The organism is Octadecabacter sp. SW4 (genome assembly GCF_008065155.1).
In the GTDB taxonomy this organism is placed as follows: domain Bacteria; phylum Pseudomonadota; class Alphaproteobacteria; order Rhodobacterales; family Rhodobacteraceae; genus SW4.
This window is the reverse complement of record NZ_CP042819.1, coordinates 879,505-905,038: the sequence shown is the minus strand read 5'-3', so window position 1 is coordinate 905,038 and position 25,534 is coordinate 879,505. Positions and strand designations below refer to the sequence as shown.

21 protein-coding genes and 3 pseudogenes are annotated in these 25,534 nt (G+C 60.6%); 9 read left to right on the top strand and 15 right to left on the bottom strand.

The window, feature by feature from the left end:
- Window positions 1-49: 49 nt before the first annotated feature.
- Together FTO60_RS04500 and FTO60_RS04495 are read right to left on the bottom strand one after the other, a co-directional pair.
- A complete protein-coding gene (locus tag FTO60_RS04500; RefSeq protein WP_148054847.1) occupies window positions 50-430 on the bottom strand; it encodes a DUF6497 family protein in 381 nt (126 codons plus the stop codon).
- Entirely contained in the window at window positions 427-1,959 is a 1,533-nt protein-coding gene (locus FTO60_RS04495) for an acyl-CoA carboxylase subunit beta (RefSeq protein ID WP_148054846.1), read from the bottom strand. Before FTO60_RS04495 ends, FTO60_RS04500 begins: the two co-directional genes overlap by 4 nt.
- Window positions 1,960-2,137: 178 nt before the next feature.
- On the opposite strand from FTO60_RS04495, the pseudogene FTO60_RS04490 reads away from it, so the two are divergent.
- From FTO60_RS04490 to FTO60_RS04480, 3 genes and pseudogenes are all read left to right on the top strand, one after another.
- Window positions 2,138-3,357: pseudogene (locus FTO60_RS04490) on the top strand (multidrug effflux MFS transporter).
- Between the two features lie 45 nt (window positions 3,358-3,402).
- Window positions 3,403-4,806, top strand: a complete 1,404-nt coding sequence (locus FTO60_RS04485; RefSeq protein WP_148054845.1) for a short-chain fatty acyl-CoA regulator family protein — start codon at window positions 3,403-3,405, stop codon at window positions 4,804-4,806.
- Window positions 4,807-4,816: 10 nt separating this feature from the next.
- The gene (locus FTO60_RS04480) at window positions 4,817-5,272 is read left to right on the top strand and encodes a CoxG family protein (RefSeq protein WP_148054844.1); all 456 of its coding nucleotides are present in this window, start codon (window positions 4,817-4,819) and stop codon (window positions 5,270-5,272) included.
- Here FTO60_RS04480 and FTO60_RS04475 read toward each other — a convergent pair.
- The 6 genes from FTO60_RS04475 to betI all read right to left on the bottom strand — a co-directional run bounded on the left by FTO60_RS04475 (window position 5,269) and on the right by betI (window position 11,579).
- Window positions 5,269-5,508 carry a YdcH family protein gene (locus FTO60_RS04475; protein WP_148054843.1) on the bottom strand — a complete coding sequence of 80 codons (240 nt, stop codon included), beginning with the start codon at window positions 5,506-5,508 and terminating at the stop codon, window positions 5,269-5,271. The two genes, FTO60_RS04480 and FTO60_RS04475, sit on opposite strands and share 4 nt — an antisense overlap.
- A 101-nt stretch (window positions 5,509-5,609) precedes the next feature.
- Window positions 5,610-6,272, bottom strand: a complete 663-nt coding sequence (locus FTO60_RS04470) for a thermonuclease family protein (RefSeq protein WP_148054842.1) — start codon at window positions 6,270-6,272, stop codon at window positions 5,610-5,612.
- A gap of 65 nt (window positions 6,273-6,337) precedes the next feature.
- A complete protein-coding gene (betA, locus tag FTO60_RS04465; protein ID WP_148054841.1) occupies window positions 6,338-7,996 on the bottom strand; it encodes a choline dehydrogenase in 1,659 nt (552 codons plus the stop codon).
- 10 nt (window positions 7,997-8,006) lie between these two features.
- Window positions 8,007-9,464, bottom strand: coding sequence for a betaine-aldehyde dehydrogenase (gene betB / locus FTO60_RS04460; protein WP_148054840.1), 1,458 nt, complete (start codon window positions 9,462-9,464; stop codon window positions 8,007-8,009).
- Window positions 9,465-9,504: 40 nt separating this feature from the next.
- Window positions 9,505-11,013 carry a choline-sulfatase gene (betC, locus tag FTO60_RS04455; protein WP_148054839.1) on the bottom strand — a complete coding sequence of 503 codons (1,509 nt, stop codon included), beginning with the start codon at window positions 11,011-11,013 and terminating at the stop codon, window positions 9,505-9,507.
- The gene (betI, locus tag FTO60_RS04450) at window positions 11,010-11,579 is read right to left on the bottom strand and encodes a transcriptional regulator BetI (RefSeq protein WP_148054838.1); all 570 of its coding nucleotides are present in this window, start codon (window positions 11,577-11,579) and stop codon (window positions 11,010-11,012) included. Before betI ends, betC begins: the two co-directional genes overlap by 4 nt.
- Before the next feature lie 92 nt (window positions 11,580-11,671).
- On the opposite strand from betI, the pseudogene choX reads away from it, so the two are divergent.
- From choX to choV, 3 genes and pseudogenes are all read left to right on the top strand, one after another.
- Window positions 11,672-12,600 (top strand): annotated as a pseudogene (gene choX / locus FTO60_RS04445) (choline ABC transporter substrate-binding protein).
- Window positions 12,601-12,789: 189 nt separating this feature from the next.
- Window positions 12,790-13,689, top strand: coding sequence for a choline ABC transporter permease subunit (gene choW, locus FTO60_RS04440; RefSeq protein ID WP_172623925.1), 900 nt, complete (start codon window positions 12,790-12,792; stop codon window positions 13,687-13,689).
- Window positions 13,686-14,702 carry a choline ABC transporter ATP-binding protein gene (gene choV / locus FTO60_RS04435; RefSeq protein WP_148054836.1) on the top strand — a complete coding sequence of 339 codons (1,017 nt, stop codon included), beginning with the start codon at window positions 13,686-13,688 and terminating at the stop codon, window positions 14,700-14,702. The genes choW and choV overlap by 4 nt, the downstream gene beginning before the upstream one ends.
- Here choV and FTO60_RS04430 read toward each other — a convergent pair.
- The 6 genes and pseudogenes from FTO60_RS04430 to FTO60_RS04405 form a co-directional block, all read right to left on the bottom strand.
- The gene (locus FTO60_RS04430; protein ID WP_148054835.1) at window positions 14,699-15,238 is read right to left on the bottom strand and encodes a sarcosine oxidase subunit gamma; all 540 of its coding nucleotides are present in this window, start codon (window positions 15,236-15,238) and stop codon (window positions 14,699-14,701) included. The genes choV and FTO60_RS04430 overlap by 4 nt on opposite strands.
- Window positions 15,231-18,160 (bottom strand): annotated as a pseudogene (locus FTO60_RS04425) (sarcosine oxidase subunit alpha family protein). Before FTO60_RS04425 ends, FTO60_RS04430 begins: the two are co-directional and overlap by 8 nt.
- On the bottom strand, window positions 18,157-18,417 hold the full coding sequence (locus tag FTO60_RS04420; protein ID WP_148054834.1) for a sarcosine oxidase subunit delta: 261 nt from the start codon (window positions 18,415-18,417) through the stop codon (window positions 18,157-18,159). The pseudogene FTO60_RS04425 and the gene FTO60_RS04420 overlap by 4 nt, the downstream one beginning before the upstream one ends.
- Window positions 18,418-18,429: 12 nt before the next feature.
- A complete protein-coding gene (locus tag FTO60_RS04415; RefSeq protein WP_148054833.1) occupies window positions 18,430-19,683 on the bottom strand; it encodes a sarcosine oxidase subunit beta family protein in 1,254 nt (417 codons plus the stop codon).
- A gap of 95 nt (window positions 19,684-19,778) precedes the next feature.
- Window positions 19,779-20,240: a hypothetical protein gene (locus FTO60_RS04410; protein WP_172623802.1), complete on the bottom strand. Its 462-nt coding sequence runs from the start codon at window positions 20,238-20,240 to the stop codon at window positions 19,779-19,781.
- 94 nt (window positions 20,241-20,334) lie between these two features.
- Window positions 20,335-21,720 carry a Glu/Leu/Phe/Val dehydrogenase gene (locus FTO60_RS04405; protein WP_148057043.1) on the bottom strand — a complete coding sequence of 462 codons (1,386 nt, stop codon included), beginning with the start codon at window positions 21,718-21,720 and terminating at the stop codon, window positions 20,335-20,337.
- Window positions 21,721-22,145: 425 nt separating this feature from the next.
- Between FTO60_RS04405 and FTO60_RS04400 the strand changes: the two genes are divergently transcribed.
- The 3 genes from FTO60_RS04400 to FTO60_RS04390 are packed head-to-tail and all read left to right on the top strand — an operon-like array spanning window position 22,146 to window position 25,038.
- Window positions 22,146-23,918: a pilus assembly protein TadG-related protein gene (locus FTO60_RS04400; protein WP_172623801.1), complete on the top strand. Its 1,773-nt coding sequence runs from the start codon at window positions 22,146-22,148 to the stop codon at window positions 23,916-23,918.
- The gene (locus tag FTO60_RS04395) at window positions 23,915-24,451 is read left to right on the top strand and encodes a TadE/TadG family type IV pilus assembly protein (RefSeq protein ID WP_148054830.1); all 537 of its coding nucleotides are present in this window, start codon (window positions 23,915-23,917) and stop codon (window positions 24,449-24,451) included. The genes FTO60_RS04400 and FTO60_RS04395 overlap by 4 nt, the downstream gene beginning before the upstream one ends.
- Window positions 24,451-25,038: a TadE/TadG family type IV pilus assembly protein gene (locus tag FTO60_RS04390; protein ID WP_148054829.1), complete on the top strand. Its 588-nt coding sequence runs from the start codon at window positions 24,451-24,453 to the stop codon at window positions 25,036-25,038. Before FTO60_RS04395 ends, FTO60_RS04390 begins: the two co-directional genes overlap by 1 nt.
- Here FTO60_RS04390 and FTO60_RS04385 read toward each other — a convergent pair.
- Complete coding sequence (locus tag FTO60_RS04385; protein ID WP_148054828.1) at window positions 25,035-25,523, bottom strand: hypothetical protein; 489 nt, start codon at window positions 25,521-25,523, stop codon at window positions 25,035-25,037. The genes FTO60_RS04390 and FTO60_RS04385 overlap by 4 nt on opposite strands.
- Window positions 25,524-25,534: the final 11 nt, after the last annotated feature.

Below are 25,534 nucleotides of genomic sequence, written 5' to 3'. Positions count from 1 at the left end.
TCAAAACGCCGCCAAGATGAGGAACACGCCGCAAGATGTTGTGTATGCATCACAATCCCTCCCATATGCAGGTCTCGTTTTCGACGCGAAACGCCTCGAAAAACTGCACTGCCTCGGGATCCATCTCGCCGAATGGCACTTCTCGATCGGCGATCGAGATGACGATCTGATTGGCGGATTGGCCGCTCGCGATCAGGCTTGGCAGGATATCAACCTCGCATAAATGCAGGAAATCAGCAGCCACTTTTTCAAAGTCGTCGGACCGCAATCCGGGCGACACGAAACGAAAGCGCCACAGATTTGCCTCCTCCTCGAAGATGGCGTCGAACAGCTCATGGGCATAGCCCGACGGCACCGCTGGCTGGTCGGCCAAGGCAGGGGCAGCTATCGCGATCAACGCGGCGGCAATCTGGCGGATACGCGGGGTCATAGCGGGATATTGTCGTGCTTTTTCCACGGGTTTGTCAGGCGTTTGCCGCGCAGGGAGGCAAAGGCGCGGCAGACACGTTTGCGGGTCGAATGGGGCATGATCACCTCGTCGATGAAACCGCGTTCTGCAGCGACAAACGGATTGGCGAAACGATCCTCGTAGTCCTTGGTATGGCCTGCGATTTTGTCGGCATCCCCCAGATCGGCGCGGTGGATGATTTCGGTGGCCCCCTTGGCCCCCATCACGGCGATTTCCGCCGTGGGCCAGGCATAGTTGAAATCGCCGCGCAGATGCTTGGACGCCATCACGTCGTATGCGCCGCCATAGGCCTTGCGGGTGATGACAGTCACCTTGGGCACGGTCGCCTCGCCATAGGCAAACAGCAGTTTCGCGCCGTGTTTGATGACGCCGCCCAACTCTTGTCCGGTGCCGGGCAAAAAGCCGGGTACATCGACCAGTGTCAGGATCGGAATTTCAAAGGCATCGCAAAAGCGCACAAAGCGCGCCGCCTTGCGCGAACTGTCAATATCCAGACAGCCCGCCAGCACCATCGGCTGATTGGCGACAACGCCGACCGTGGACCCTTCAAGGCGCACGAAACCGGTGATGATATTCTTGGCGAAATCTTCCTGAATTTCGTAAAAATCACCCTCGTCCGCCAGTTTCAGGATCAATTCCTTCATGTCGTAGGGCGCGTTGGCGTTATCGGGGATCAACGTATCAAGGCTGTCATCAAGACGGCCCACATCGTCAAAGAAGGGGCGCACGGGCGGCTTTGCGACATTGTTGAGCGGCAGGAAATCAATCAGGCGGCGGACCTCGGCCAATGCCTCCACATCGTTTTCAAAGGCGCCATCGGCCACGCTGGATTTGCGGGTATGGGTGCTGGCGCCGCCCAGTTCTTCGGCTGTCACTACCTCGTTCGTGACGGTTTTCACGACGTCGGGGCCGGTCACGAACATATAGCTGGAATCCTTGACCATAAAGATAAAGTCGGTCATCGCGGGGGAATAGACCGCACCACCTGCACAAGGCCCCATCACCACGCTGATCTGCGGAATGACACCGCTGGCCATGATGTTGCGCTGAAAAATCTCGGCGTAGCCAGCCAGGGCATCGACCCCTTCCTGAATACGCGCGCCGCCGGAATCGTTTAGGCCGATCACGGGCGCGCCGTTTTGCATCGCCATATCCATGATCTTGCAGATCTTTGCGGCATGGGTCGCGCTGACCGACCCGCCCAGCACGGTGAAATCCTGACTGAACACATAGACCTGACGACCATTGACCGTGCCCCAGCCCGTAACCACACCATCCCCGTAGGGGCGTTGTTTTTCCATGCCGAAATCGGTGCTGCGATGAGCGACGAAGGTATCGAATTCCTCGAAGCTCTCCTCGTCCAGCAGCAGGTCAATCCGTTCGCGCGCGGTCAGCTTGCCCTTGGCGTGCTGCGCGGCAATCCGTTTGTCGCCACCGCCCTGATACGCCGTCGCGCGCCGGGATTCGAGTTCTTGCAGGATGTCGCTCATGTGATTTTGCCCTTGTCTCTTTGGGGCAGACTATGCTGCATCGGGCGCGCGGGAAAGCAGGAATGGGCAAATTTGCAAACCAACCGATCTTCCATCTTGCATAACTGCAATATTGCAAACTGCCGATCCGGTGTCGTTTGCGTTGGACAGCCATCGGCGGCGGGCCTAGTCATGTGCAATGACAGATAGACCTCTGGTGCGCTTTCTTGATCGCACGACGCCGCCACATATTTTTACGTTGATCATGATCGCGGGCATTTCGGCTTTGAACATGTCGATTTTCCTGCCCTCGCTGAACACGATGGCACTCTATTTCAAGACCGATTACGCGATCATGCAAATCTCGCTGTCGGGCTATCTGGCTACCACCGCCGTGCTGCAGGTTCTGATCGGGCCGATTTCGGATCGCTATGGGCGGCGCAGCATCACCTTGATTGCATTGGCAATTTTCGTGATCGCGACAATTGGCGCCTTGCTCTCCACTGCGATCGAAGCATTCCTGTTTTTCAGGATGATGCAGGCAGCCGTGGCGACGGGCCTGGTGCTGTCGCGCGCCGTTGTGCGCGACATGGTGCCCCAGGAACAGGCCGCATCCATGATCGGCTTCGTGACGATGGGCATGGCCCTTGTGCCGATGTTCGGGCCGATGATCGGCGGGGCGCTGGACCAGTTGATCAACTGGCACGCGACCTTTGTGTTTCTGGCGCTAAGCGGGGCCGGCGTCTTCGTGCTGGTCTGGTTTGATCAGGGCGAAACGATCGCCGGACAGGGCGTCAGTTTCGCGGATCAATTGCGTGGCTACCCTGAATTGCTGGTCTCGCCGCGCTTTTGGGGCTACGCGATGTGCGCCGCTTTCGCATCGGGCGCATTTTTTGCCCTGCTGGGCGGGGCGTCATTCGTGGCGAGCGAGGTTTTTGGGCTGACCCCGCTCTGGAGCGGGATTGCTCTGGGCGCGCCTGCGGTCGGCTATGCCTTCGGGAATTTCATGTCGGGCAAATACTCGGTCAAGCTTGGTGTGAACCGCATGGCGATGCTGGGATCGTATATCATCATCTTTGGCCTTGGCGCATCCTTGCTGTTGTCATTGCTGGGATACAATCATCCGCTGTTGTTCTTTGGTTTCTGCACCTTCCTGGGGCGGGGAATGGGATCACCCTGCCCAATGTCACAGCCGGGTTGCTATCGGTGCGCCCACATCTGGCGGGCACGGCCAGCGGCTTGGGTGGTGCGCTGATGGTGGGTGGCGGCGCGGGCCTGTCGCAGTTTGCAGGCGGGATGCTGGATATCGAAACGGGGACATTGCCACTGCAATGGCTGATGCTGGGCACCGCCGTCGCGGCGCTGCTGTCGGTGCTGTTTGTCGTCTGGCGTGAACGGGCGCTGGGGCTTGCCGACTAAGTTTGCAAAGCCTAGCATTGCGATTGCAAAGTTGCGGAGGGGATCATGGCCGTTCAAAAACTCTATGCCGGTGTGAAACTGCGCGAGCTGCGCAGCCGTCTGGGGCTGACGCAAAAAGCATTCGCCGAAAAGCTGGGCGTATCTCTGCCCTATCTTAACCAGATGGAGAACAACAACCGCCCCATAAGCACCACGGTCGTGGTCAATCTGGCGCAGGAGTTTGGTTTTGACGTGACCGAATTGCAATCGGGCGACGAGGCCCGCCTTGTCGGTGACATGCGCGAGGCCCTGGCTGATCCGATCTTTTCCGGCCCGACGCCGCCGCTTGCTGATTTGCGACTTGCGGCCTCGAATGCGCCAGCCCTGACCCGCGCCTTTCTGGACCTGCATTCAGCCTATCGCCAGACGCATGAACGCCTTGCATCGCTCGACGAAGCCCTGGGGCGCGAAGATGCCCGTCTGCAACCCAGCCCCTGGGAAGAAGTGCGCGACTTCTTTCATTATTGCGACAATTACATTGATGCGGTGGACCGCGCCGCCGAACGGTTTGCCACCCAGGCCAGCACCAAGCCAAGCCCGGTTGCTGCCGCCGTGTCGGCGCTTGGCGCGCATGGGATCACGGTGCATTTCAGTGATACCGACGGGGCGTTGCGCCACTTTGATCCCGACACGCGCCGGCTGCATATTTCGACGCGCGCCGCCGCCCCGACGCAGGCGTTTCAACTGTTCATGCAACTGGCGCTGATCACGCAGGACAAGCTGCTTGAGGCGACGCTGGATCTGGCGCGGTTCCATTCACACCAAGCCCGCGCCATCGCCAAAATCGGCCTTGCAAACTACTTTGCAGGCGCGGCCCTGATGCCCTACGGCGCGTTTTTGCAGGCCGCACAGGACACCCGCCACGATCTTGAGCGTCTTGCCGATCAGTTTGGTGCGTCCCTTGAACAGGTCGCGCACCGGCTGTCGACGATGCAGCGCCCCGGGGCCAAGGGGATCCCGTTCTTTTTCGTGCGCGTCGATCCGGCGGGAACGATCACCAAACGCCATTCGGCCACGACCTTGCAATTTGCCCGCTACGGCGGGGCGTGCCCGCTGTGGAATGTGCATCGCGCCTTTGAAACGCCGGGGCGCTGGCTGCGGCAGTTGGCAGAAACACCGGACGGGGTGCGTTATTTTTGTCTGGCGCGAGACGTGACGAAATCCGGCGGAGCATTTGATGCGCCCACCCGCCGCTATGCCATCGGTTTGGGCTGCGAAGTGCGCCATGCGGGCGCGTTGGTCTATGCTGATCACATGGATGTGGAGGCCGCACAAGCCTATGAACCCATTGGGATTTCCTGCCGGATTTGCGAACGTCGCACCTGCCATCAACGGGCCGTTCCGCCACTGGAACGCGAATTGCGGGTGGAGTTGAACCATCGCGGCACCCTGCCCTATCAAATCGACTGAAAGGTATCACATGGAACTGACAGGCAGCCGTATCATCGCCGCCGACCGCGCGACCGTTTGGGCCCATCTTAACAGCGCCGACACGCTGCGCGCCTGCATCCCCGGCTGCGAGGAATTGACGGGATCGCCCGCGGATGGCTTTGCAGCCGTGGTCAAACAAAAGGTCGGACCCGTCAAAGCGACCTTCAAGGGGGCCGTGACGCTGGCGGATGTCACCCCGCCTGAAAGCTATCGGATTGTCGGTGAGGGCAAGGGCGGTGTGGCCGGATTTGCCAAGGGCAGCGCCGCTGTGCAACTGGTTGATCTGCCCGAGGGGACCGAACTGCGCTATAGCGTAGACGCCGCCGTCGGTGGCAAGCTGGCGCAGCTAGGCAACCGTGTGGTTGGGGGATTCGCCCGCAAGATGGCGGACGAATTCTTTGATCGTTTTCAGTCTGTTGTGCAGGGCGATGGCACCACGCCCTAGCTGGCCCTCAGCATGCCCCAGATTTCATCCTTAAGAGCGAGGCGCTGCTTGCGCAACTCGGCCATGTGCAGATCATCGGTTGGTTCTACGTCTGTTTCAGCGCGGTGCACGGCGCGGTTCACCTCGTGGTATTTGTCCGAAATATTGGCAAAATGCGCGTTTTCGGCCTTGAGCTTGTGCATCACCTCCACGTGTTCGGGGAATTCTTCGGCAAGTTCGTGCGGCGTATGAGACATATAGTGTCCTCCCTTAGGTGTTCGCCCAAGGTTATCGCAGGGTGCGGCGCGCCTCTTTGACAGGGATCAACAAGGGGGGCAAATACGGTGGTTTTGCGGGTTTAATTTCGCGCCGCGCGCCAGCCCGCCGCACGGGCCTCGGCTTCGGTGCAGAACCAGCGTTCACCGTTGGCGGGATTGATGCGGGTGCGGTCGTAATCGCGGTTGTGGGGCATGTGATAAATCCGCCCCGAGCGCGAAATATTACCCTTGATGATGCAGTTTTCGGTCGGCGCGGCGGTCCCTTGCTGATTGGCGGCGCGTCTGTCCGCGCGAAAGGTCGCGGGGGCAGTAAATTGCGCGCTCCAGATCCCGATTGCAGCCACGGCGGCGGCCTTTTCATCCAGATCATACGCCATTGAGTAACGGCGGTAGGCGGTGGCCAGCCCCGCGCGCACGATGGTGCGGCCCATGTCGTTTCCGTCCACCGCGCAGCGCGCAACGACGCGGTTGTAACGATCGATGTCGACCTGCTCGCAGGTCGCATACCGCCCCTGAAACCTTGCGCGCACTTCTTGGGTGGTCCAGGCCCCGCATTCCCACAACGTGCCTTGATCCGTGGTGCAGGTCTGCCCGTTTTCCAATGCGTCTACCCCATGCAACCTGACGGTTTGCCCTGCAATTTCAAAGGTATCGCCATCAATCACGCGAAGGCGCCCATCAGGGCCGGCCAATGCCGCCACGGGCATCAGCGCCAGTAAGAGAATTGAACAGAAGCGGAACATATCCTTAACAAAAGGTTAATTTCGCGCCAATGCAAGCCGGAAATCCGGTTGCGGTTAATATGTCGCTAGCGCTGTTCCGTTTGCCAGTTCGGATGCATCCAGGGCACGTCATTTGCCGCCGCAAGCATCCCGCGCCCAAGGATATGATCGGCCGCCTTTTCGCCCACCATGATGGACGGGGCGTTTAGATTGCCGTTGGTGATGCGTGGAAAGATCGAACTGTCGGCAACGCGCAGCCCGTCAACGCCAATGACCCGCGTTTCAGGGTCGACAACGGCCATCGGATCATCCGCCGCGCCCATCTTGCAGGTGCCACAGGGGTGATAGGCGCTTTCGGCATGTTCGCGGATCGCGGCGTCAAGATCATCGTCGCTTTGTGCCGCGTCGCCGGGCTGGATTTCGTGACGACGGAAGGAGGCAAAGGCGTCCTGCGCGAAAATCTCGCGGGTCAGCCGGATGCAGGTGCGGAATTCCTCCCAGTCCTGCGGATCGGACATGTAGTTGAACCGGATTTCCGGCGGGGCAAGCGGATCGCCCGTTGCCAGCGTGACCGCCCCGCGCGAGACACTGCGCATCGGGCCGACGTGGGCTTGAAATCCGTGCCCTTCGGCCACCGTCTGCCCGTCATAGCGTACCGCCATCGGCAGGAAATGGAACTGGACATCGGGGTAATCAATGCCCGCTTTGGAGCGAATGAACCCACAGCTTTCAAACTGATTGGAGGCGCCAAGCCCCGTGCGCGTGAACAGCCACTGTGCACCGATCAGCCCCTTGCCGATCAGGTTCCAGTATTTGTAAAGCGACACCGGCTTGGAGGCGGCCATCTGGATATACATCTCCAGATGGTCTTGCAGGTTTTGACCGACACCCGGACGGTCGGCAATAACGCCGATCCCGTGATCGACCAGATGCGCGGCGGGGCCAATGCCCGAATGCATCAGCAATTTGGGTGAATTGATCGCCGAGGCGGCGATGATCACTTCGGCATTGGCGGCGATAATCTGCGTGGTTTCACCGCGCTGGACCTCGACGCCCGTCGCGCGGCCCTCTTCGATCACCACACGCAGCGCCAGCGCGTTGACCAGATCGCAGTTGGCGCGTTTCAGCGCGGGGCGCAGGTAGGCGCGCGCGGCAGACCAACGCTGCCCGTTGTGAATCGTCGAATCAAAGGGGCCGAACCCCTCTTGCTGATAGCCGTTGTAATCGCCCGTCACGGGGTATCCGGCCTGTTCGCCAGCGTCGATGAAGGCCTGCGTCAGGGGGTTCTTGCCGGGTCCGCGCGACACATGCAGCGGGCCATCCGTGCCGCGCCAGGCCGGATCGCCGCCGCGCCCGCCATCGGTCCAGTTTTCCATCCGCTTGAAGTAGGGCAGCACATCGCCATAGCCCCAGCCCTGTGCGCCGCTTTCGGCCCAGTGATCAAAATCGCGGGCGTGGCCACGCACATAGATCATCCCGTTGATCGACGACGACCCGCCAATCACCTTGCCGCGCGGGCAGGCCAGACGCCGGTTGTTCAGGTGGGGTTCGGGTTCGGACCAATAGCCCCAGTCATACCGCTTCATGTTCATCGGATAAGACAGCGCGGCAGGCATCTGGATGAATGGGCCCACGTCCGTGCCGCCATGTTCGATCACCAGCACCGACCGGCCCGCCGCGGCCAGCCGATAGGCGATGGCGCAGCCTGCGCTGCCCGCACCCACGATCACATAATCTGCCTGCATCGGATCTGTCCTAGAACGGCGCGTCGACGGGGCCCATAGCCACATAGACGGATTTGACTTGGGTGTAGTATTCGATTGCGCCCTTGGAGTTTTCGCGCCCCACACCCGACAGTTTCGAGCCGCCAAAAGGGGCCTCGACGGGGGCAAGGTTGTAGGTGTTGATATAACAGGTGCCCGCCTCGAAACCGGCGGCCATCCGGTGCGCGCGGGTCAGGTCTTGGGTAAAGACCCCTGCGGCCAGACCAAATTCCGTTTTATTTGCGCGCTTTAGGACGTCTTCTTCATCCTTGAAGTCAAGAATGGACAGGACCGGGCCAAAAATTTCATCGCGCGCAATCGTCATCTCGTCGGTGACATCGGAAAAGACGGTCGGCTGTATATAAAACCCTTCTCTTTCAATGAGTTCACCACCGTAACTTAATGTGGCCCCTTCGCTGATACCCTGTGTGATAAAGCCCATCACGATGTCACGCTGGTTGGCACTGACCATCGGGCCGAAATTGGTGGATTCATCCATCGGATCGCCCATCCTGATCTGGCCAAGACGTTCGCAAAGCCGTTTGATAAAGGCGTCGCGGATACCGTCCTGCACAAAGACCCGGGTGCCGTTGGAACAGACCTGGCCAGAGCTGTAGAAGTTCCCGAGGATCGCGCCGCCCACGGCGTCCTCGAGGTTGGCATCATCAAAGATCACCAGCGGGGATTTGCCGCCAAGTTCCATCGTGACGTGACGGATTCCTTCGGCAGCGGCGGCGTAAACCTTGCGCCCTGTCGGCACCGAACCGGTCAGCGAAACCTTGGCCACGCGCGGGTCAGTGACCAGTGATGCCCCGACCGCGCCCATGCCCTGCACGACGTTGAACACGCCTGCGGGCGCGCCGGCCTCGTGCAGGATTTCCGCGACCTTGAGGGCGGACAGCGGGGTGGTTTCGGAGGGTTTGAACACCATCGTGTTGCCACAGGCCAGCGCGGGCGCGCCCTTCCAACAGGCGATTTGCGTGGGGTAGTTCCAGGCCCCTATCCCGACACAAACGCCCAGAGGTTCGCGCCGCGTATAAACGAAATCATCGCCCAACTGGATGTGTTCGCCGGTGATCGCCGCAGCCAATCCGCCGAAATACTCCAATGCATCCGCACCGCTGGTCGCATCCGCCACGAGCGTTTCCTGCAGGGGTTTGCCCGTGTCATAGGTTTCCAGCACCGACAGATCGCGGTTGCGCGCGCGCATGATATCGGCGGCGCGGCGCAGGATGCGGCCCCTTTCGGTGCCCGACATCGCCGCCCATTCCTTTTGCGCACGGGTCGCGGCGTCCAGTGCCTGTGCGACAATGGCGGGTGTCGCGGCGTGGACCTGCGCGATGACCTTGCCGGTGGCGGGATAGATCACGTCGATCACCTCGCCGTCTGTGTCCTCGACGTAGGCACCATCGATAAAGTGGCTGGCGGTGGGTTGGGTTGGATAGGTCATGGAGCCTCCGGCGGGAGTTGTAAGGGCCAAGATGAAGGGGTTATTCACCACGGGGAAAGCGTTTGCTTTCTTCCAGGACGTTCAGGTCCATGTGGTTGCGCATGTAGCGTTCGGATGCCTTTTGCAGCGGCTGGTAATCCCAAGGGTAGTAGTCGCCGTTGCGCAGGGCCTCGTAGACGACCCAGCGGCGCGCCTGACTTTCGCGCACCTCGGCGTCAAAGCGTTTCAGATCCCAGCGTTCAAGTGATTTTGCGCGCAGTTGCGTCAGTGCCTCGTGATGTTTTTCAACATTGGCGAGGTTGATGAGCTCGGCGGGGTCAGCGGAGATGTCAAATAGCTGATCCGGGTCCAGATCACAGCGGATATACTTCCATGTGCCGTCACGCAGGGCGACCAGCGGTGCGTTTGACCCTTCGGCGGCGTATTCCATCGCCACGGGGGTCGAACGCGTGCCACCCTGGCCCAGCGGCTTTAGGCTTTCGCCATCGGTCCAGGGCATGACATCGTCCATGCTGACGCCGGCAAGGTCGCAAAGGGTCGGGCAGACATCGATATTGCTGACCGGGGTGGTGACAAGCCCCGGTTCCATGTCCGGTGAGGCGATCAACATCGGCACGCGCGCCGAGCCTTCAAAGAAGGTCATCTTGAACCACAAGCCGCGTTCGCCCAGCATGTCGCCGTGGTCAGAGACGAACAGGATCGTGGCTTCCTGGCGGGTGTCTTTCAGGACTTGCAGGAGTTCGCCGATTTTGTCGTCGAGATAGCTGATATTGGCGAAATAGGCGCGGCGCGCGCGGCGGATGTCCTTTTCGGTGATGTCGAAATTTCGCCAGTCGTTGGCGTCGAAAATCCGTTTGGAATGTGGGTCTTGGGCGTCATAGCCAAGGTCGGACACCTGTGGCAGCAGATGCGCGCAATCTTCATACAGGTCCCAGTATTTCTTGCGCGTAACGTAAGGGTCGTGCGGATGGGTGAAGCTGGCCGTGAGGCACCAGGGGCGCGGATCGCCGCCGCGCGCGAGTTCGTAAATCTTGCGCGTTGCGTGATAGGCGACCTCGTCGTCATATTCCATCTGGTTGCTGGTTTCGGCGACACCGGCCCCCGTCACGGAGCCCATGTTGTGATACCACCAGTCGATCCGTTCGCCCGGTTTGCGGTAATCCGGCGTCCAGCCGAAATCGGCGGGATAGATATCGGTGGTCAATCGTTCTTCGAAGCCGTGCATCTGGTCGGGGCCGACAAAGTGCATCTTGCCCGACAGGCAGGTCTGATAGCCCGCACGGCGCAAATGATGCGCGAATGTCGGGATCGCCGAGGCAAATTCGGCCGCATTATCATAGACACCGGTGCGCGAGGGCAGTTGCCCCGACATGAATGATGCCCGCCCCGGCGCACAAAGCGGCGAGGCTGTATAACAGTTGGCAAATCGGGTGGCGCGCGCCGCCAATGCCTTGAGGTTGGGCGCGTGCAGCCAGTCGGCAGGGCCATCGGGGAACAGCGTGCCGTTCAACTGATCGACCATGATGATCAGGATATTGGGCTGGGTCATGCGGCACCTTTGGTGAGCGTGGACAAAAGCGAAAGCGTGCGCCCGCAGGCGTCCGCATCAGGTTCGGCAAGGGCGGCGCGAATATAAAGCCCGTCAATCAAGGCCGCGAGCGTGCCCGCCACATCGCGCGGATCGTCGCAAAGCGGGCGTAGCGCGTGGGTCAGATTGCTGCGCAGGCGGTTCTGATAGATGCGCAACAGGCGCAGGGCCTGGGGATTCGTTTGCGCCTGCACATAAAAGGTCATCCAGGCGCTGACAGTGGCCGGATCAAAGAATGCCGGGGCAAAATTGGCGCGGATAATGGCGCGCGCGCGCATCGCCGGGTTGGCGGCGGCACCTAGGGCGGCGCGCACTTCGGCACCGTAATCGCGCAGGATCTGGCGCATTGCAGCGATGAAAATCTGGTCTTTGCCACCAAAGTAGTGGTGTGCCAGCGCAGAAGACATGCCCGCACGCTTGGCGATCTGGCTGACGGTCACGTCCAAAGACGCCGCCGCACCGACCTCTGCAATAGTTGCTTTCACCAACGCCGCGCGGCGTATAGGCTCCATCCCGAGCTTGGGCATGTTTTCTCCAGAAAAGGCTTGCCCGGTGACACTAGATGGTTCTTTATTGACTGGTCAATCAAGAATAATACCGCAACATGGGAGCTGCTAAAATGAAAATGAAATCAACCCTTTCCGTGCTGGCCATTCTGGCCGCCGCGCCCGCATTTGCCGATTGTGATTCGGTTACCTTTTCCGATGTCGGCTGGACCGATATCACCGCAACGACCGCTGCAACGACCGTTGTGTTGAACGCGCTTGGGTATGAAACCGAGATCAAGGTGCTATCTGTGCCCGTCACCTATACCTCGCTGGCCGAGGGTGATGTGGATGTTTTCCTTGGCAATTGGATGCCAACGATGGAAGGCGATATCGCCCCTACCGCGAAGCTGGCACCGTGGATACGGTGCGCGCCAACCTTGAGGGTGCGAAATACACACTTGCCACCAATGCCGCGGGTGCCGCGCTGGGAATCACCGATTTTGCATCGATCGCTGCCAATGCCGACGCATTGGACGGCAAGATTTACGGGATCGAAGCGGGCAATGACGGCAACCGCCTGATCATGGATATGATTGCCGACAACGCCTTTGGTCTGGGTGATGCGGACATGGAAGTTGTCGAAAGCTCGGAAGCGGGGATGCTTGCGCAGGTGGGGCGCGCCACGGATCGCGGTGAACCTGTCGTATTTCTGGGCTGGGAGCCGCATCCGATGAACGCCAACTACGACATGACATATCTTGAAGGTGGCGACGACTGGTTTGGCCCCGATCTGGGTGGCGCAACGGTCTTTACCAATACCACCGCCGGTTATGTCGATGCCTGCCCGAATGTGGGCGCGCTTCTGAACAACCTGTCCTTCACGCTTGCGATGGAGAACGAAATCATGGGCGCGATTCTGGACGATGGTCAGGATCCGGCCGAAGCCGCGACCGCCTGGATGGCCGCCAACCCCGATCTGGTCATGGGCTGGCTTGACGGCGTGACCACCCAAGATGGTGGTGACGCTGCCGCGGCTGTCAAAGCCGCCCTTGGCATGTAAGTGACAACGGGCCGTCCCATGTGGGGCGGCCCAATTACATCGGGCGGATAGATGTCATTTCTCAACAGCATTTCGGATGCGGTGGTTTCCATCGCCTATGCCTTTTGGTGGTGCGTTGTTGCCGTCTGGGATTTCGTCTGGTGGCTGATCCCGGCACTTTGGTGGTTTCTCAAATGGCTGCCACAGCGGATCGCCGGATTGACGGACGAAAAACTGCCCGTGGGCGAAACCGCCAGCCGCGGATTTGACTATGTGCGTGACGGCGCCCAAGGCTTTCTGGACGGCTTTTCCGACAGCGTTGAAGTCTTTATCGAATTCCTGCTCGCGCTGTTGTCACGCCCGCCGGGCACCAACTGGATGCGCGGGCGCGGGTTTGAACCCTATGTGTCGTTCTGGAACGAAACGACCCATCCTTTTGTAATTGTCGCGGTCATTGTCGCGCTGGTCTATGCGGTGCACCGCCGCGTGACGATTGCCGCCTTTGTGGCCCTGGGGTTTCTGTTTATCCTTGATCAGGGCTATTGGGAAGAAACGGCCGAGAGCCTCAGTCTGGTGCTGTCGGCCTGTGTTGTCTGTATGGCCGTGGGCGTGCCGATTGGCATTGCCGCCGCGCACCGTCCGCGGCTTTATGCATGGATGCGGCCCGTGCTGGACCTGATGCAGACGCTGCCGACATTTGTCTATCTGATCCCGGCCATTGTATTTTTCGGCATCGGCATGGTGCCGGGCCTTGTGGCGACGGTGATCTTTGTGGTGCCTGCCCCGATCCGGCTAACCCAGTTGGGGATATCGTCAACCCCGCAATCCCTGCTTGAGGCGGCGGATGCCTTTGGCGCGACGGGCCGGCAAAAGCTGTGGAAGGTCGAATTGCCCTCGGCCCTGCCCCAGATCATGACCGGATTGAACCAGACGATCATGCTGTCGCTGTCGATGGTCGTCATCGCGGCCCTTGTGGGGGCCGATGGTCTGGGCGTGCCGGTGGTGCGCGCGCTCAATACCGTGGACACCGCCAAGGGGTTCGAAAGCGGGCTGGTCATTGTCATCGTCGCGATCATGCTTGACCGCATCCTGCGGGTGGGCCGCAAATGAGCGCCGTTGAATTTGACAATGTGTCGATCGTATTCGGCGACGATCCCGCCACCGCCCTGCCGCTGATGGACGCCGGCAAGGAGCGCCCTGATATTCAGGCGGCCTGTGGGCAAATACTGGGGGTGCACAACTGTTCACTGACTGTCGAAGAGGGCGAAATTCTGGTCTTGATGGGCCTTTCGGGTTCGGGCAAATCGACATTGCTACGGGCTGTGAACGGTCTCAATCCGGTGCTACGCGGCGAGGTGCGCATCAAGGACGGCACGCAGATGACCAGCGTGACCCATGCGGACAAGGCGACCCTGCGCCGCTTGCGCCGAAAAAGCGTGGCGATGGTGTTTCAGGCGTTTGGTCTGCTGCCCTGGCGCACAGTGCGCGACAATGTCGGCTTTGGCCTTGAACTGGACCGCATGGAAAAAACTGCACGCGCGGCCAAGGTCGCCGAGCAGCTTGAACTGGTCGGCCTGTCGGACCGCGCCGATGCGCTGGTCGGTGAATTGTCGGGCGGGATGCAACAGCGCGTCGGCCTTGCCCGCGCCTTTGCCACGGATGCACCGACCCTGTTGATGGACGAACCGTTTTCAGCGCTTGATCCGCTGATCCGCACGCGGCTTCAGGATGAACTGCTTGACTTGCAACAGCGGCTGAACCGCACGATTGTCTTTGTCAGTCACGATCTGGACGAAGCCTTTAAAATCGGCAACCGGATCGCCATCATGGACGGCGGGCGGATCGTGCAGATCGGCACCCCGCGCGAGATTTTCTCGGCCCCTGCCAACGGCTATGTCGCTGATTTCGTGGCGAATATGAACCCGCTTGGGGTGCTATGTGCGCGTGATGTGATGATTGACGGAACCTTTGACGGGCCCGAAGTGGACGCGGAAACGCCCGTGCGTGACATTATGGCGATGCTGGGTGACCACGGCGATCTGAGTGTCACCGAAAACGGCAAACCCATCGGGCAAATCTGTCGCGCGAGTGTCTTGGCGCGGCTTGCGCCCAGCGCTGGTTAACCGCGCGCCGCGACACCTGTCATCGCCGTTTCCAGATCGTGCACCAACGTATTCGCCATTGATCGCATCGCCATGACCTGAAACGTCTGCGCGCCCGTGCGCGTCACGCTGACCGTCATATGTGCCAGCATCGTGCGGGCGGTGTGGCCCTTTTTGAACGTCGCCGCGCGCAGATCAACGGGGACCAGGCGGGCCAGCACGTCTTCGGCCCCCTGCCCGTCCAACTGCACGATCGCCCATGCGTCCGATTGATCGCTCAGCGCCGCGCCCGCGATCGCCGGCAGCGCCGCGCCCATGACGAACGCCACGCCATTGCCAAACCAAAGCGCGCGCACGCCGCCTTTGGCTGTCGTGCGATTGGCACCGGGCAGCGCGATTCCGATGGCCGCTTTCACGGCCTGCGACACGGGTTTGGCCTGTCCCACAAGCGGCGCGACGGAAGTGATCACACCTGCTTCTACTTCGGTCAGGGTCAGCCCGCCGATGGCGCGCGGCAAGAGCCCCGCGCAGGGCGTTTGTGCAACCAGATTAACCACGCAAGCGCCCTCCTTCGGGATCAACAAAGACCGGATCGCATACCTCGCATTGGGCCGTCACGCCGCGCAGATGATCGACCATCGTGATCACCTCGCCGTGGCGCGCGCGCCCGTTGCGCAGGAACCCAAGACCAAGGGGTGTGCCAAGGGTCGGCGAGAATCCGACGCTGGTGACATAGCCCTGATCGTTGGTGCGCACCGGTTCGGCCCCTTGTGCAAACAAATGTGCGCCTGCGGTGATCTGTTTGACCTCGCCCGCCGGTTTCAGGCCCACAAGCTGTTCGCGGTCTTCCTCCAGCAGCCCTTCGCGTTGCGAGGCGGCGTTGCCGATGCAATCCTTTTTCTGGCTGACCATCCGGCCAAACCCGATATCGAACGCGGTGGTGCGCCCGTGGATCTCCGAATGGGTGATATGGCCCTTTTCGATGCGCAGCACGTTCAGCGCTTCCATCCCATAGGCGCAGCCGCCCATGCTTTGGGCGCGTTCCACCAGCACGTCGTAAAGGGCGGCACCATAGCGCGCGGGCACCGCGACTTCATAGGCGTGTTCCCCGCTGAACGAGATGCGGAACAAACGCCCCTGCACCCCCGCGACACCCATCGCGCCGCAGGCCATGAAGGGCCAGCTTTCATCGTCGATCTGGCTGTCCAGCACGCCGTTCAGCAACTCGCGCGATTTTGGCCCTGCCACGGCAAATTGCGCCCAGTGTTCGGTCACGGAAATGCACTGCACGTCCAGATCGGGGCGCAGCACCTGCGCGACGAAATCAAGGTGACGCATGACCAGACCGGCGGCGGCAGTCGTCGTCGTCATCACGTAGTGGTTTTCGCCCAGCCGCGCGGTCGTGCCATCGTCCATGACATGCCCGTCCTCGCGCAGCATGAGACCATATCGCACCCGCCCGATCTTCAGCGTGGAAAAGGTATTGCAATAAACGAAGTCAAGGAAGGCGGCGGCGTCCGGCCCCTGAATGTCGATCTTGCCCAGCGTACTCACATCACAAATCCCGACCGCGTTGCGCACCGCTGCAACCTCGCGGTCGCAGGATTGCCGCCATGTGGTTTCACCCGCTGCCGGATAAAAGGATGGGCGATACCAAAGCCCCGCTTCGATCATCGGTGCGCCGCGTTCGACGCTGGCCTTGTGCGATGTGGTGAACCGTTGCGGCGCAAACCCCACGCCCTGCGATCCCGCGCCCATCGCGGCAATCGCTACGGGCACGTAGGGCGGGCGGAATGTTGTCGTGCCGGTTTCGGGAATGCCGCGCCCCGTGGCATCGGCCAGCACAGCCAGCGCGGCCACGTTCGAGTTCTTGCCCTGATCGGTCGCCATCCCTTGGGTCGTGTAACGTTTCATATGCTCGACGCTGCGGAAATTTTCCTGCGCGGCCAGCTTGATGTCCTTGACGTGCACATCGTTCTGGAAATCCAGCCATTTGCGCCCCTTGCCTTCGACGACCCAAAGAGGAGTCATGGCATAGGGGGTATCTTCGGCCTGCGGGGTCGTGGCCGGTTTGGCCTTGATTTTCAGCTCTGCCAAGGCGGCCACGGCCACCGCCGCGCCATCCTTCAAACAGGCGGTGGTGGAAAAATGCCCCTTGGCCGCGCCCGCGACTGTCATCCCCGGCACCGAGTCCGGGGTTGGCACGAATGACGCGATATCGCTCTGCCATGTGGGGCGCCCGTTCATGTGACAGGTCAGATGCACCGAGGGGTTCCAGCCGCCCGACATCGCCAGACAGTCCGTCGCGATCTGATCGGTGCCGCCGGTATGCGTGACGCTGATTTGCTCCAGCCCCAATCGCCCGCGCGTGCCTGTGACCTGCGCGCCGGTGAACAGGCGATAATCCCCTTGCGCGCGCGCATCGGCGCGGCTGTCGATCACGCCCGCGACTGTCACACCCGCGCCCAGCATATCCAGCGCCGTGCGGTGGGCGTCATCATTATTGGCAAAGACGGTGACAGCCTGCCCCGGCGCCACACCCCAACGGTTAAGATAGGCACGCACGGCCGCAGCCGTCATGATGCCGGGGCGGTCGTTATTGGGAAAAGCAATCGGGCGCTCCAGCGCGCCCGCACAAAGCAGCGCGCGTTTCGCCACGATCCGCCAGAAACATTCGCGCGCCAGCCCATCGGCGCGGGGCCGATGATGCCCGACCCGTTCAAGCGCGCCGTAGGTTCCCTGATCATACGCGCCCGTGACAGTGGTGCGCGTCATCAGGCGCACGTTATCCATGCCGCGCAATTCGCCCAGCACCTGATCGACCCAAAGATGACCCGCCATGCCATCAACCGCGTGGGTTTCGGCCAAAAGCCGCCCCCCCATGCGCGCGTCTTCATCGGCGAGGATCACATCCGCCCCCGCACGCGCCGCCGTCAGCGCCGCTATCAATCCCGCAGGCCCAGCGCCGATCACCAGCAGGTCACAAAACGCAAAGGCCTTTTCATATGGGTCGGGATTGCTCTCGCCGCTCAGCGCGCCCAGCCCGGCGGCGCGGCGAATGATCGGCTCGTAAACCCTTTCCCAAAAGGCGCGTGGCCACATGAAGGTCTTGTAATAGAACCCTGCACCCAGAAACGGCGAGATCAGGTCGTTCACGGCCATCGCATCCATGCGCAGGGACGGCCAGCGGTTCTGGCTTGCGGCGTCCAAGCCCGCAAAGATTTCCTGCGTCGTAGCACGCTGGTTGGGGTCGGCCTCTGCCCCTTACCGATGGTGACCAGGGCGTTGGGTTCTTCGGACCCGGCCGTCAATATCCCGCGCGGGCGGTGATATTTGAACGAGCGCGCCACAAGACGCACATCATTGGCCAGCAGGGCCGCCGCCAAGGTATCGCCCTCGCGCCCCGTATAGTCCTGCCCGTCGAATGTGAACGGCACCGACCCGGCGTTGGTGTAAATACCCTTGCCTTGAATTCTCATCGTTTGACCTTTGCGGCGGCGGTGCTGGTATGCACGGCATGCGTCACTGTGTTGCGGTGCACCACAATCCAGGTCGCACAAGGATCGTGATACCACAGATCGCGGGTGTCACCGGCGGGGTTTTCGCGATTGTGCAGGTAGTCATCCCACGCGACTGCCCCCGCATCGCGCGCTGGTCGCTCCAGCGCCAACGCATCGCCTTGATAGGTAAACTCACGGCGGTCGCGGTCGCCACAATGGGGGCATATGATGCGCATGGTCTGGTGCCTCTAGTGTAGATTGTGCTGAGAGCCGGTGCCCTCTTCATCCATCAAACCGCGCCCCGTCTTGAAGCGGTCAAGCCGGTAACGCGCGGCGGGGGCGTGATGATTTCCGGTGGCCATCAGGTGGGCAAAGCTGAAACCGGACCCCGGCACGGCCTTGAAGCCGCCGTAACACCAGCCGCAATCGATGAACAATCCTTCGGTGTCGGTCTTGTCGATGATCGGGCTGCCGTCGGGCGTCATATCCATGATCCCGCCCCAGGATCGCAGCACTCGCGCCTTGCCGATCATCGGCATCAGGGTCATCGCCGCGTCCATGACGTGTTCCTTCATCGGCAGGTTGCCCCGCTGGGCATAAGAGCTGTAGAAATCCAGATCACCGCCGAACACAAGGCCACCCTTATCCGACTGGCTGATATAAAAGTGGCCCATGCCAAAGCTGACCACATGGTCGATGCAGGGTTTCAGGCCTTCGGTGACAAAGGCCTGCAAGACATGGCTTTCAATGGGCAGACGCATCCCCGCCATCGCCGCGACTTGCCCACTGCGCCCAGCGACGACAATCCCGACCTTCTTGGCACGGATCGCGCCGCGTGTGGTTTGCACGCCCTTGACCACACCGTTTTCGATATCAATACCGGTTACTTCGCAGTTTTGCAGCAGATCCACGCCGCGCTGGTCGGCCCCGCGCGCGTAACCCCAGGCCACCGCATCGTGGCGCGCGGTGCCGCCACGCGGATGCAGCAACCCGCCGTAGATCGGAAAGCGGATGTTGTCGAAATCCAGATAGGGCAGATGCTTGCGCACGCCGTCTCGGTCCAGCAATACCGCATCATCGCCCTGGTTGATCATCGCATTGCCACGGCGGGCAAAGGCGTCGCGCTGCCCGTCGCTGTGGAACAGATTGATCAGCCCGCGCTGGGAATGCATGACGTTGTAATTCAGCTCGGCCTCCAGCCCTTCCCACAGCTTCAACGAATGACTGTAGAATTCGGAATTGCCCTGAAGGAAATAATTGGCGCGCACGATGGTGGTGTTGCGCCCCACATTGCCGCCGCCGATGTATCCCTTTTCCAGCACGGCGATATTGGTCATGCCGTGTTCGCGCGCCAGATAATAGGCGGTCGACAACCCGTGCCCGCCGCCGCCAATGATCACGGCATCATATTCGGCCTTTGGTGCGGGGTCGCGCCATTGCGGGGTCCAGCCCTTTTGGCCAAACAGCCCCTCCTTGATCACCCGAAAACCGGAATAGCCCATTGCAGCGTCCCACTGTCATTACATGAGAGACCCTATCAAGACCGCCAATCGGCGCAACGCCGCTTTTCGACAAATCACGGCCCCGTCACGACAGCCTAATAAAGGGCAAGGCCCAGCGTGACCATAATCGCAAGCAGGCCCAGCAGCAGGGCAAGCTGGATCAGGCCGCTGCGCCGCGCCGCGATCGCGGCATGGGCAACAAAGGCCTCGGGCGTTTGTATCAACCCGTTCAACTGGCGGCGCAACCGCCCGCCCGTGCTTTCAATGGCCATCATCACGACGACGGCAGTGATCACCAATAGCCCATAGGGCGCAACCAGATCGCCCCAGCCGGAAACCCCACCGCCCAACCAGGCGCGAAAACCGCCCAAAAGATAGGTCAGCCCGGCCATGCTGCCCAATATCCCGGCCACGACGGGGCGCAGACGGGTAAACAGCGCCACAGCCTGTTCGCCGGGCATCCGCGCCAGCATCGGCCAGATCGCAAGACCGACAAACACGGTCGACCCGGCCCAGATCACAGCAATCGCTACATGCAGATAATGAATGACAGCCAACAGCACGGCACGCTCACCTTCATCTTGGTAAAACAACTCCGGGGGGAGTCCGCAGGACGGGGGGCAGCGCCCCCAAGCCCGCCCGCCGCAGGCGCTAAAGCCCCTTGGCGCGGTAACTGGCCGCGACCTTGTCGATGGCCACAAGGTAGGCGGCGGTGCGCAAATCCTCGCAATCGTCGCGGCTGTGCCACATCGCGCTCATATCCTGATAGGCCTTGCGCATGGTGTCATCAAGACCGGAACGCACCAATTCCAACTCGTCCGAACCGCGCAGGTATTTCGCCTTGAAATCGGGTGTCATCGACCAGCGATGCTCCAGCATTTCGTCCAGACGTTCCAGTTCGGCGATGATCAGCTCGTTGCGCGCTTCTTCGGCGCGCCGCTGCATCCGGCCAAAGCGGATGTGGGACAGGTTCTTGACCCATTCGAAGTAAGACACCGTCACACCGCCCGCGTTGGCATACATGTCAGGGATGATCACGCAGCCTTTTTTCCGCAGGATTTCGTCGGCCCCGGCAGTCACGGGACCATTGGCCGCCTCGATGATCAGCGGCGCCTTGATCTGTGCGGCGTTATCCATATGGATCACACCCTCCAGCGCGGCGGGGATCAGGATATCGCAGGCGGCTTCCAGCAGCGCTGCACCGTCTTCCTGATAGGTGGTGGATGGGTAGCCTTTGACGCCGCCATGTACGGCAATCCATTTGTGCACCGCATCCACGTCGATCCCGTCCTCGTTGAACAGGGCGCCGTCGCGTTCGATGATGCCGATGATCTTGCAGCCGTCCTCTTGCGACAGGAACTTGGCCGCGTGATAGCCCACATTGCCCAGCCCCTGCACGATCACACGTTTGCCGTCCAGCTTTCCGGTCAGCCCTGCCGCCTTCATGTCGGCGGGGTGGCGGAAAAACTCGCGCAAGCCATATTGCACGCCGCGCCCGGTGGCTTCGGTGCGACCCTGAATGCCGCCGGCGTTGGTTGGCTTGCCGGTCACGCAGGCGGCAGCGTTGATATCGGTGGTGTTCATCCGGCGGTATTGATCGGCAATCCAGGCCATTTCGCGTTCGCCCGTGCCCATGTCAGGGGCTGGCACGTTCTGGCTGGGGTGGATCAGGTCGCGCTTGGCCAATTCATAGGCAAACCGGCGGGTGATCTGTTCCAGTTCGTGTTCGTCCCATTCACGCGGGTCAATGCGCAGACCGCCCTTCGAGCCGCCAAATGGCGCTTCAACCAAGGCGCATTTATAGGTCATCAGGGCCGCCAGCGCCTCGACCTCGTCCTGATTGACGCCCATCGCGTAGCGGATCCCGCCCTTGACCGGTTCCATATGTTCGGAATGCACCGAGCGGTAGCCGGTAAAGGTGTGCAGCGCGCCGCGCAGGCGTACCCCGAAACGCACCGTATAGGTCGCGTTGCAGACCCTGATCTTTTCCTCGAGGCCGGGGGACAGGTCCATCAGGGCGACGGCCCGATTGAACATCAGGTCCACCGATTCACGGAACGACGGTTCTTTGGTGCGTTGGGAAGATTGGGCCACGGTAAGCTCCTTAAAGCTGAACTGCGATGATGTGCCATCGCCAAGACGTCCCTGACCCTACCCCTGTTGCAAACAACTGCACGCAAAATTCTTAGGATTTTCCTAACTTCAGCGAAATGGCCTGCAAACCCCCAGTTGCGCAGGCCGCGTGGCCGCAGGGTTCTTTGTTTCCAGTCGATCGACAGTACGGGCGACAGGGCCGGAATTGGTGCCAAATGGCGGCCTTGTTAACCTATTATTGCCATATTTGGTCAAACTTCTGCCACTTCCCCATGTCACATCTTCGCTTGGCCCAATGCGTCAAATGGGTTTTGCGACACGTGATTCGCAAACCTGGACGCGCGTTCACGGGTATGGAAAGGGACGTCATGGAACGTGATATGTTTTGCGATCGGCACATCAACAGCGCAAAGGACCGCGCGCGCCTGAAAGACTTTCAGCGTGACGAGGACGGCGGGATGATCATCTTTGCCCTGTTCATATTCGTGCTGATGCTCATGGCAGGCGGCATGGCCATCGACTTCATGCGCTTTGAAACCACCCGCACCAAATTGCAGGGCACCCTTGACCGCGCCGTGCTGGCCGCCGCCGATATGGAACAACCCTTGCCCCCTGCCGAAGTGGTTGCCGATTATTTCGCCAAGGCAGGCATGTCGGCCTACCTTGTCGGCGAACCTGTCGTTGATGAGGGTCTGAACTATCGCCGTGTGTCGGCCCGTGCCGAAGCTTCGATGGCGATGATGTTCGCCGATATGATGAACGTCTTTACCGATCCCTTCTCGCCCGGTGTGAGCGCGATCACGACGCCCGCGTCCGGCACCGCCGAAGAACGCGTGACCAACGTCGAAGTGTCGCTGGTGCTTGACGTCTCGGGTTCGATGAACAGCAACAACCGCTTTAACAACATGCAGGACGCCGCCGCGGAATTCATCGACCTGATCATGGCCAACAATGGCCTGCCCGCCGAGGGTCTGATTTCGATGTCGATCATCGCCTATAGTTCCGTTGTGAATCTGGGCGAGGAAGTCGCCGCGCAATACAATATCGACACGCTGCACGAATATTCGAACTGTATCCTGCTGCCGGACGAGGTGTTTGATTACCCTGGTCTGCCGATGGATGGCTATGGCTTTGCCCAAACCCCCTATACGCAGGTGTCGCACTTTGAACAGTGGTATGACTATTCCTACGGCGAAACGCTTTATGAACCGATCTGCTTTAGCGGTGAAGAAAACTCGGTGATCGTGCACTCGACCTCGACTACCGACCTGAAAGCTATGGTTGATGGTCTGGAGGCCTACGGCAACACAGCCATTGATCTGGGTATGAAATGGGCCACGGCCTTTCTTGACCCCAGCTCGCGCGATCTGGTGACCGGTCTGGTGGCCTCGGGTGATGCACCCGCCGTGGTTGCGGGCCGCCCGATGGATTACGGCCTGTCTGACAACCTCAAGGTGATCGTGCTGATGACCGATGGTCAGAACACGACAGAATATGACATCGCCGAACCCTACAAGACCGGCATGTCGCCGATCTGGTTTGACCGCGACAACGCATGGGAGGCCATCGGCGATGTGTCCCGAAATGACATCTCGATCAAGGTCGATGATAACGACACGCCATCCGACTACACCGATGACACGTTCTACTGGCTTGACCAGCCCTATTGGAACCGTATCCACGACTATCCACAGGGCTACCCTGAATACAAGACTGACGGCCCCAGCGGTGTGAGTGCCGGCCCCGGCCAGGGTGTCGAATACCCCGGTGATGTGCGCAATGCGAGCTGGCAGGACATCTATGCCTTCTGGTCGCGCTCGCGGATCAGCAACGTGTTTTTGAACGAACCCTATTCGCGCGGCTATATCAGCTACTCGGAATATGTAGGGCCGACCAGGGCCGACTATGCGGTCGTGAACGGTAGTCAGGCCGACGACCGCCTGTCCGACATCTGTCAACAGGCGCGCGACGAAAACATCGTGGTCTATACGGTTGCCTTTGAAGCGCCCTATGGTGGTCAGGTTGCGCTGCAGGACTGTGCAAGTTCGCCCAGTCACTACTTTGCGGCGTCCGGCACCGACCTTGCCGAAAAGTTCGCCACGATTGCCAGTGACATCCGTAGCCTGAAGTTGACCCAATGATCAGAACGCTCGCCAAAATCCTGCGCCTGTTCCGGCGTTCCGAGGAGGGCTCGGCCACGGTCGAATTCGTGCTCGTGTTCCCGATGTTCATGGTGCTTTTCACCTCGGCCTTCGAGGCGGGCTTGATGATGACGCGTCACGTGATGCTGGAGCGCGGCCTTGATATGGCAGTGCGCGAGGTGCGCCTGAACACAGGTGCCGCCCCAAGCCCTGACCAGTTCAAGGAAATGATCTGCGAAGGTGCGGGCATCATCCCCGATTGCATGAACAACCTGAAGCTGGAAATGCGCCCGATTGATCCGCGCAACTGGTCCAACATCCCACGCAGCGCCGACTGCGTGAACACCAACCAGCCGTTTCTGCCCAACCGCAACTTTGAGGCGGGCACGCAGAACCAGATCATGATCGTGCGTGCCTGCTCGCTGTTTTCGCCGTTCTTTGCGGCCACCGGCATCGGCTTTGATATTCCGCGCTACAGTGGCGATTTTTACGCCTTGATTTCGATTTCCGCCTTTGTGATGGAGCCAATCTGATGCTGAGCATCCTGAAACGCATGGTGGCAAAGTTCCACCACGAAGAAGATGGCGGGATCGCCGTTGAATCGGTGCTGGTCTTTCCCATGCTGACATGGGCCTATCTGGCGACCTTCGTCTACTTTGATGCGTTCCGCTCGCAGTCGACGGCCCTCAAGGCGGCCTATACAATCTCGGACGCCCTAAGCCGTGAAACCGACTATATCACCAACCAATATGTCACCAGCGTCTGGCGTCTGCACCGTTTCCTGACGATCACAAGCCAGCGCACCAAGCTGCGCATCAGCGTCATCACGTTTGACGCGGATGACGACCGCTACTATGTGATCTGGTCGCGCAACAAAGGCGCTATGGGCAACCTGAACGACGGCAATATCAGCAACATCGAAGATCAATTGCCAGTCATGCCCGACGGCGAGATCGTGATCGTGGTGCAGACCGAAGTGGTTTACGAACCGATCTTCTCGATCGGCCTCGAAGCCTTTGTGTTTGAAAACCTCATCGTCACGCGGCCACGTTTCGCATCACAGCTTTGCTATAGCCAAAACGGCACGGACGCAGGTCGTATTTGCGAGCGCGAGGCCTAGGGCTTCTCCATACTGGCCAGATGCAATGCAATCTGTTCGGCCATGAATTTGCCTGCGCCCGCCGCCGTGACCCCGCCCACGCCAAGGCGGCGGCCCACGCGCCACCACAATCCGGGCGCCCAGCCTGACGCGCCCTTGTCGCGGGTGATCAGCACAAAGCCGTTTGACGGCTTCATCGCGAATACCCCGCGTTCAACCCGCAGCATCTGATCAAACGGGATGTCCAGCACGCCGGTGGAATCGCGCAGCCCGTCCTTGGTCAGCTCGATCACCGTGGTCGTTGCGCGGCGCATCCGTTCGGCCACCCACAGCACCACCGCACCAAAGATGATCAGCATCATCTGCAGCGCAAAACTGGGTGGCTGCACGAAGGCGATCAGGATCATCATCGCGCCCAGCACAAACAACACCCCAAAGGCAAACGCACGCCGGATCGGCGACGCCCCCACGCGGGCCACGACACCCGTCTTGTCCGGATCCATCATCTGCAAACCCC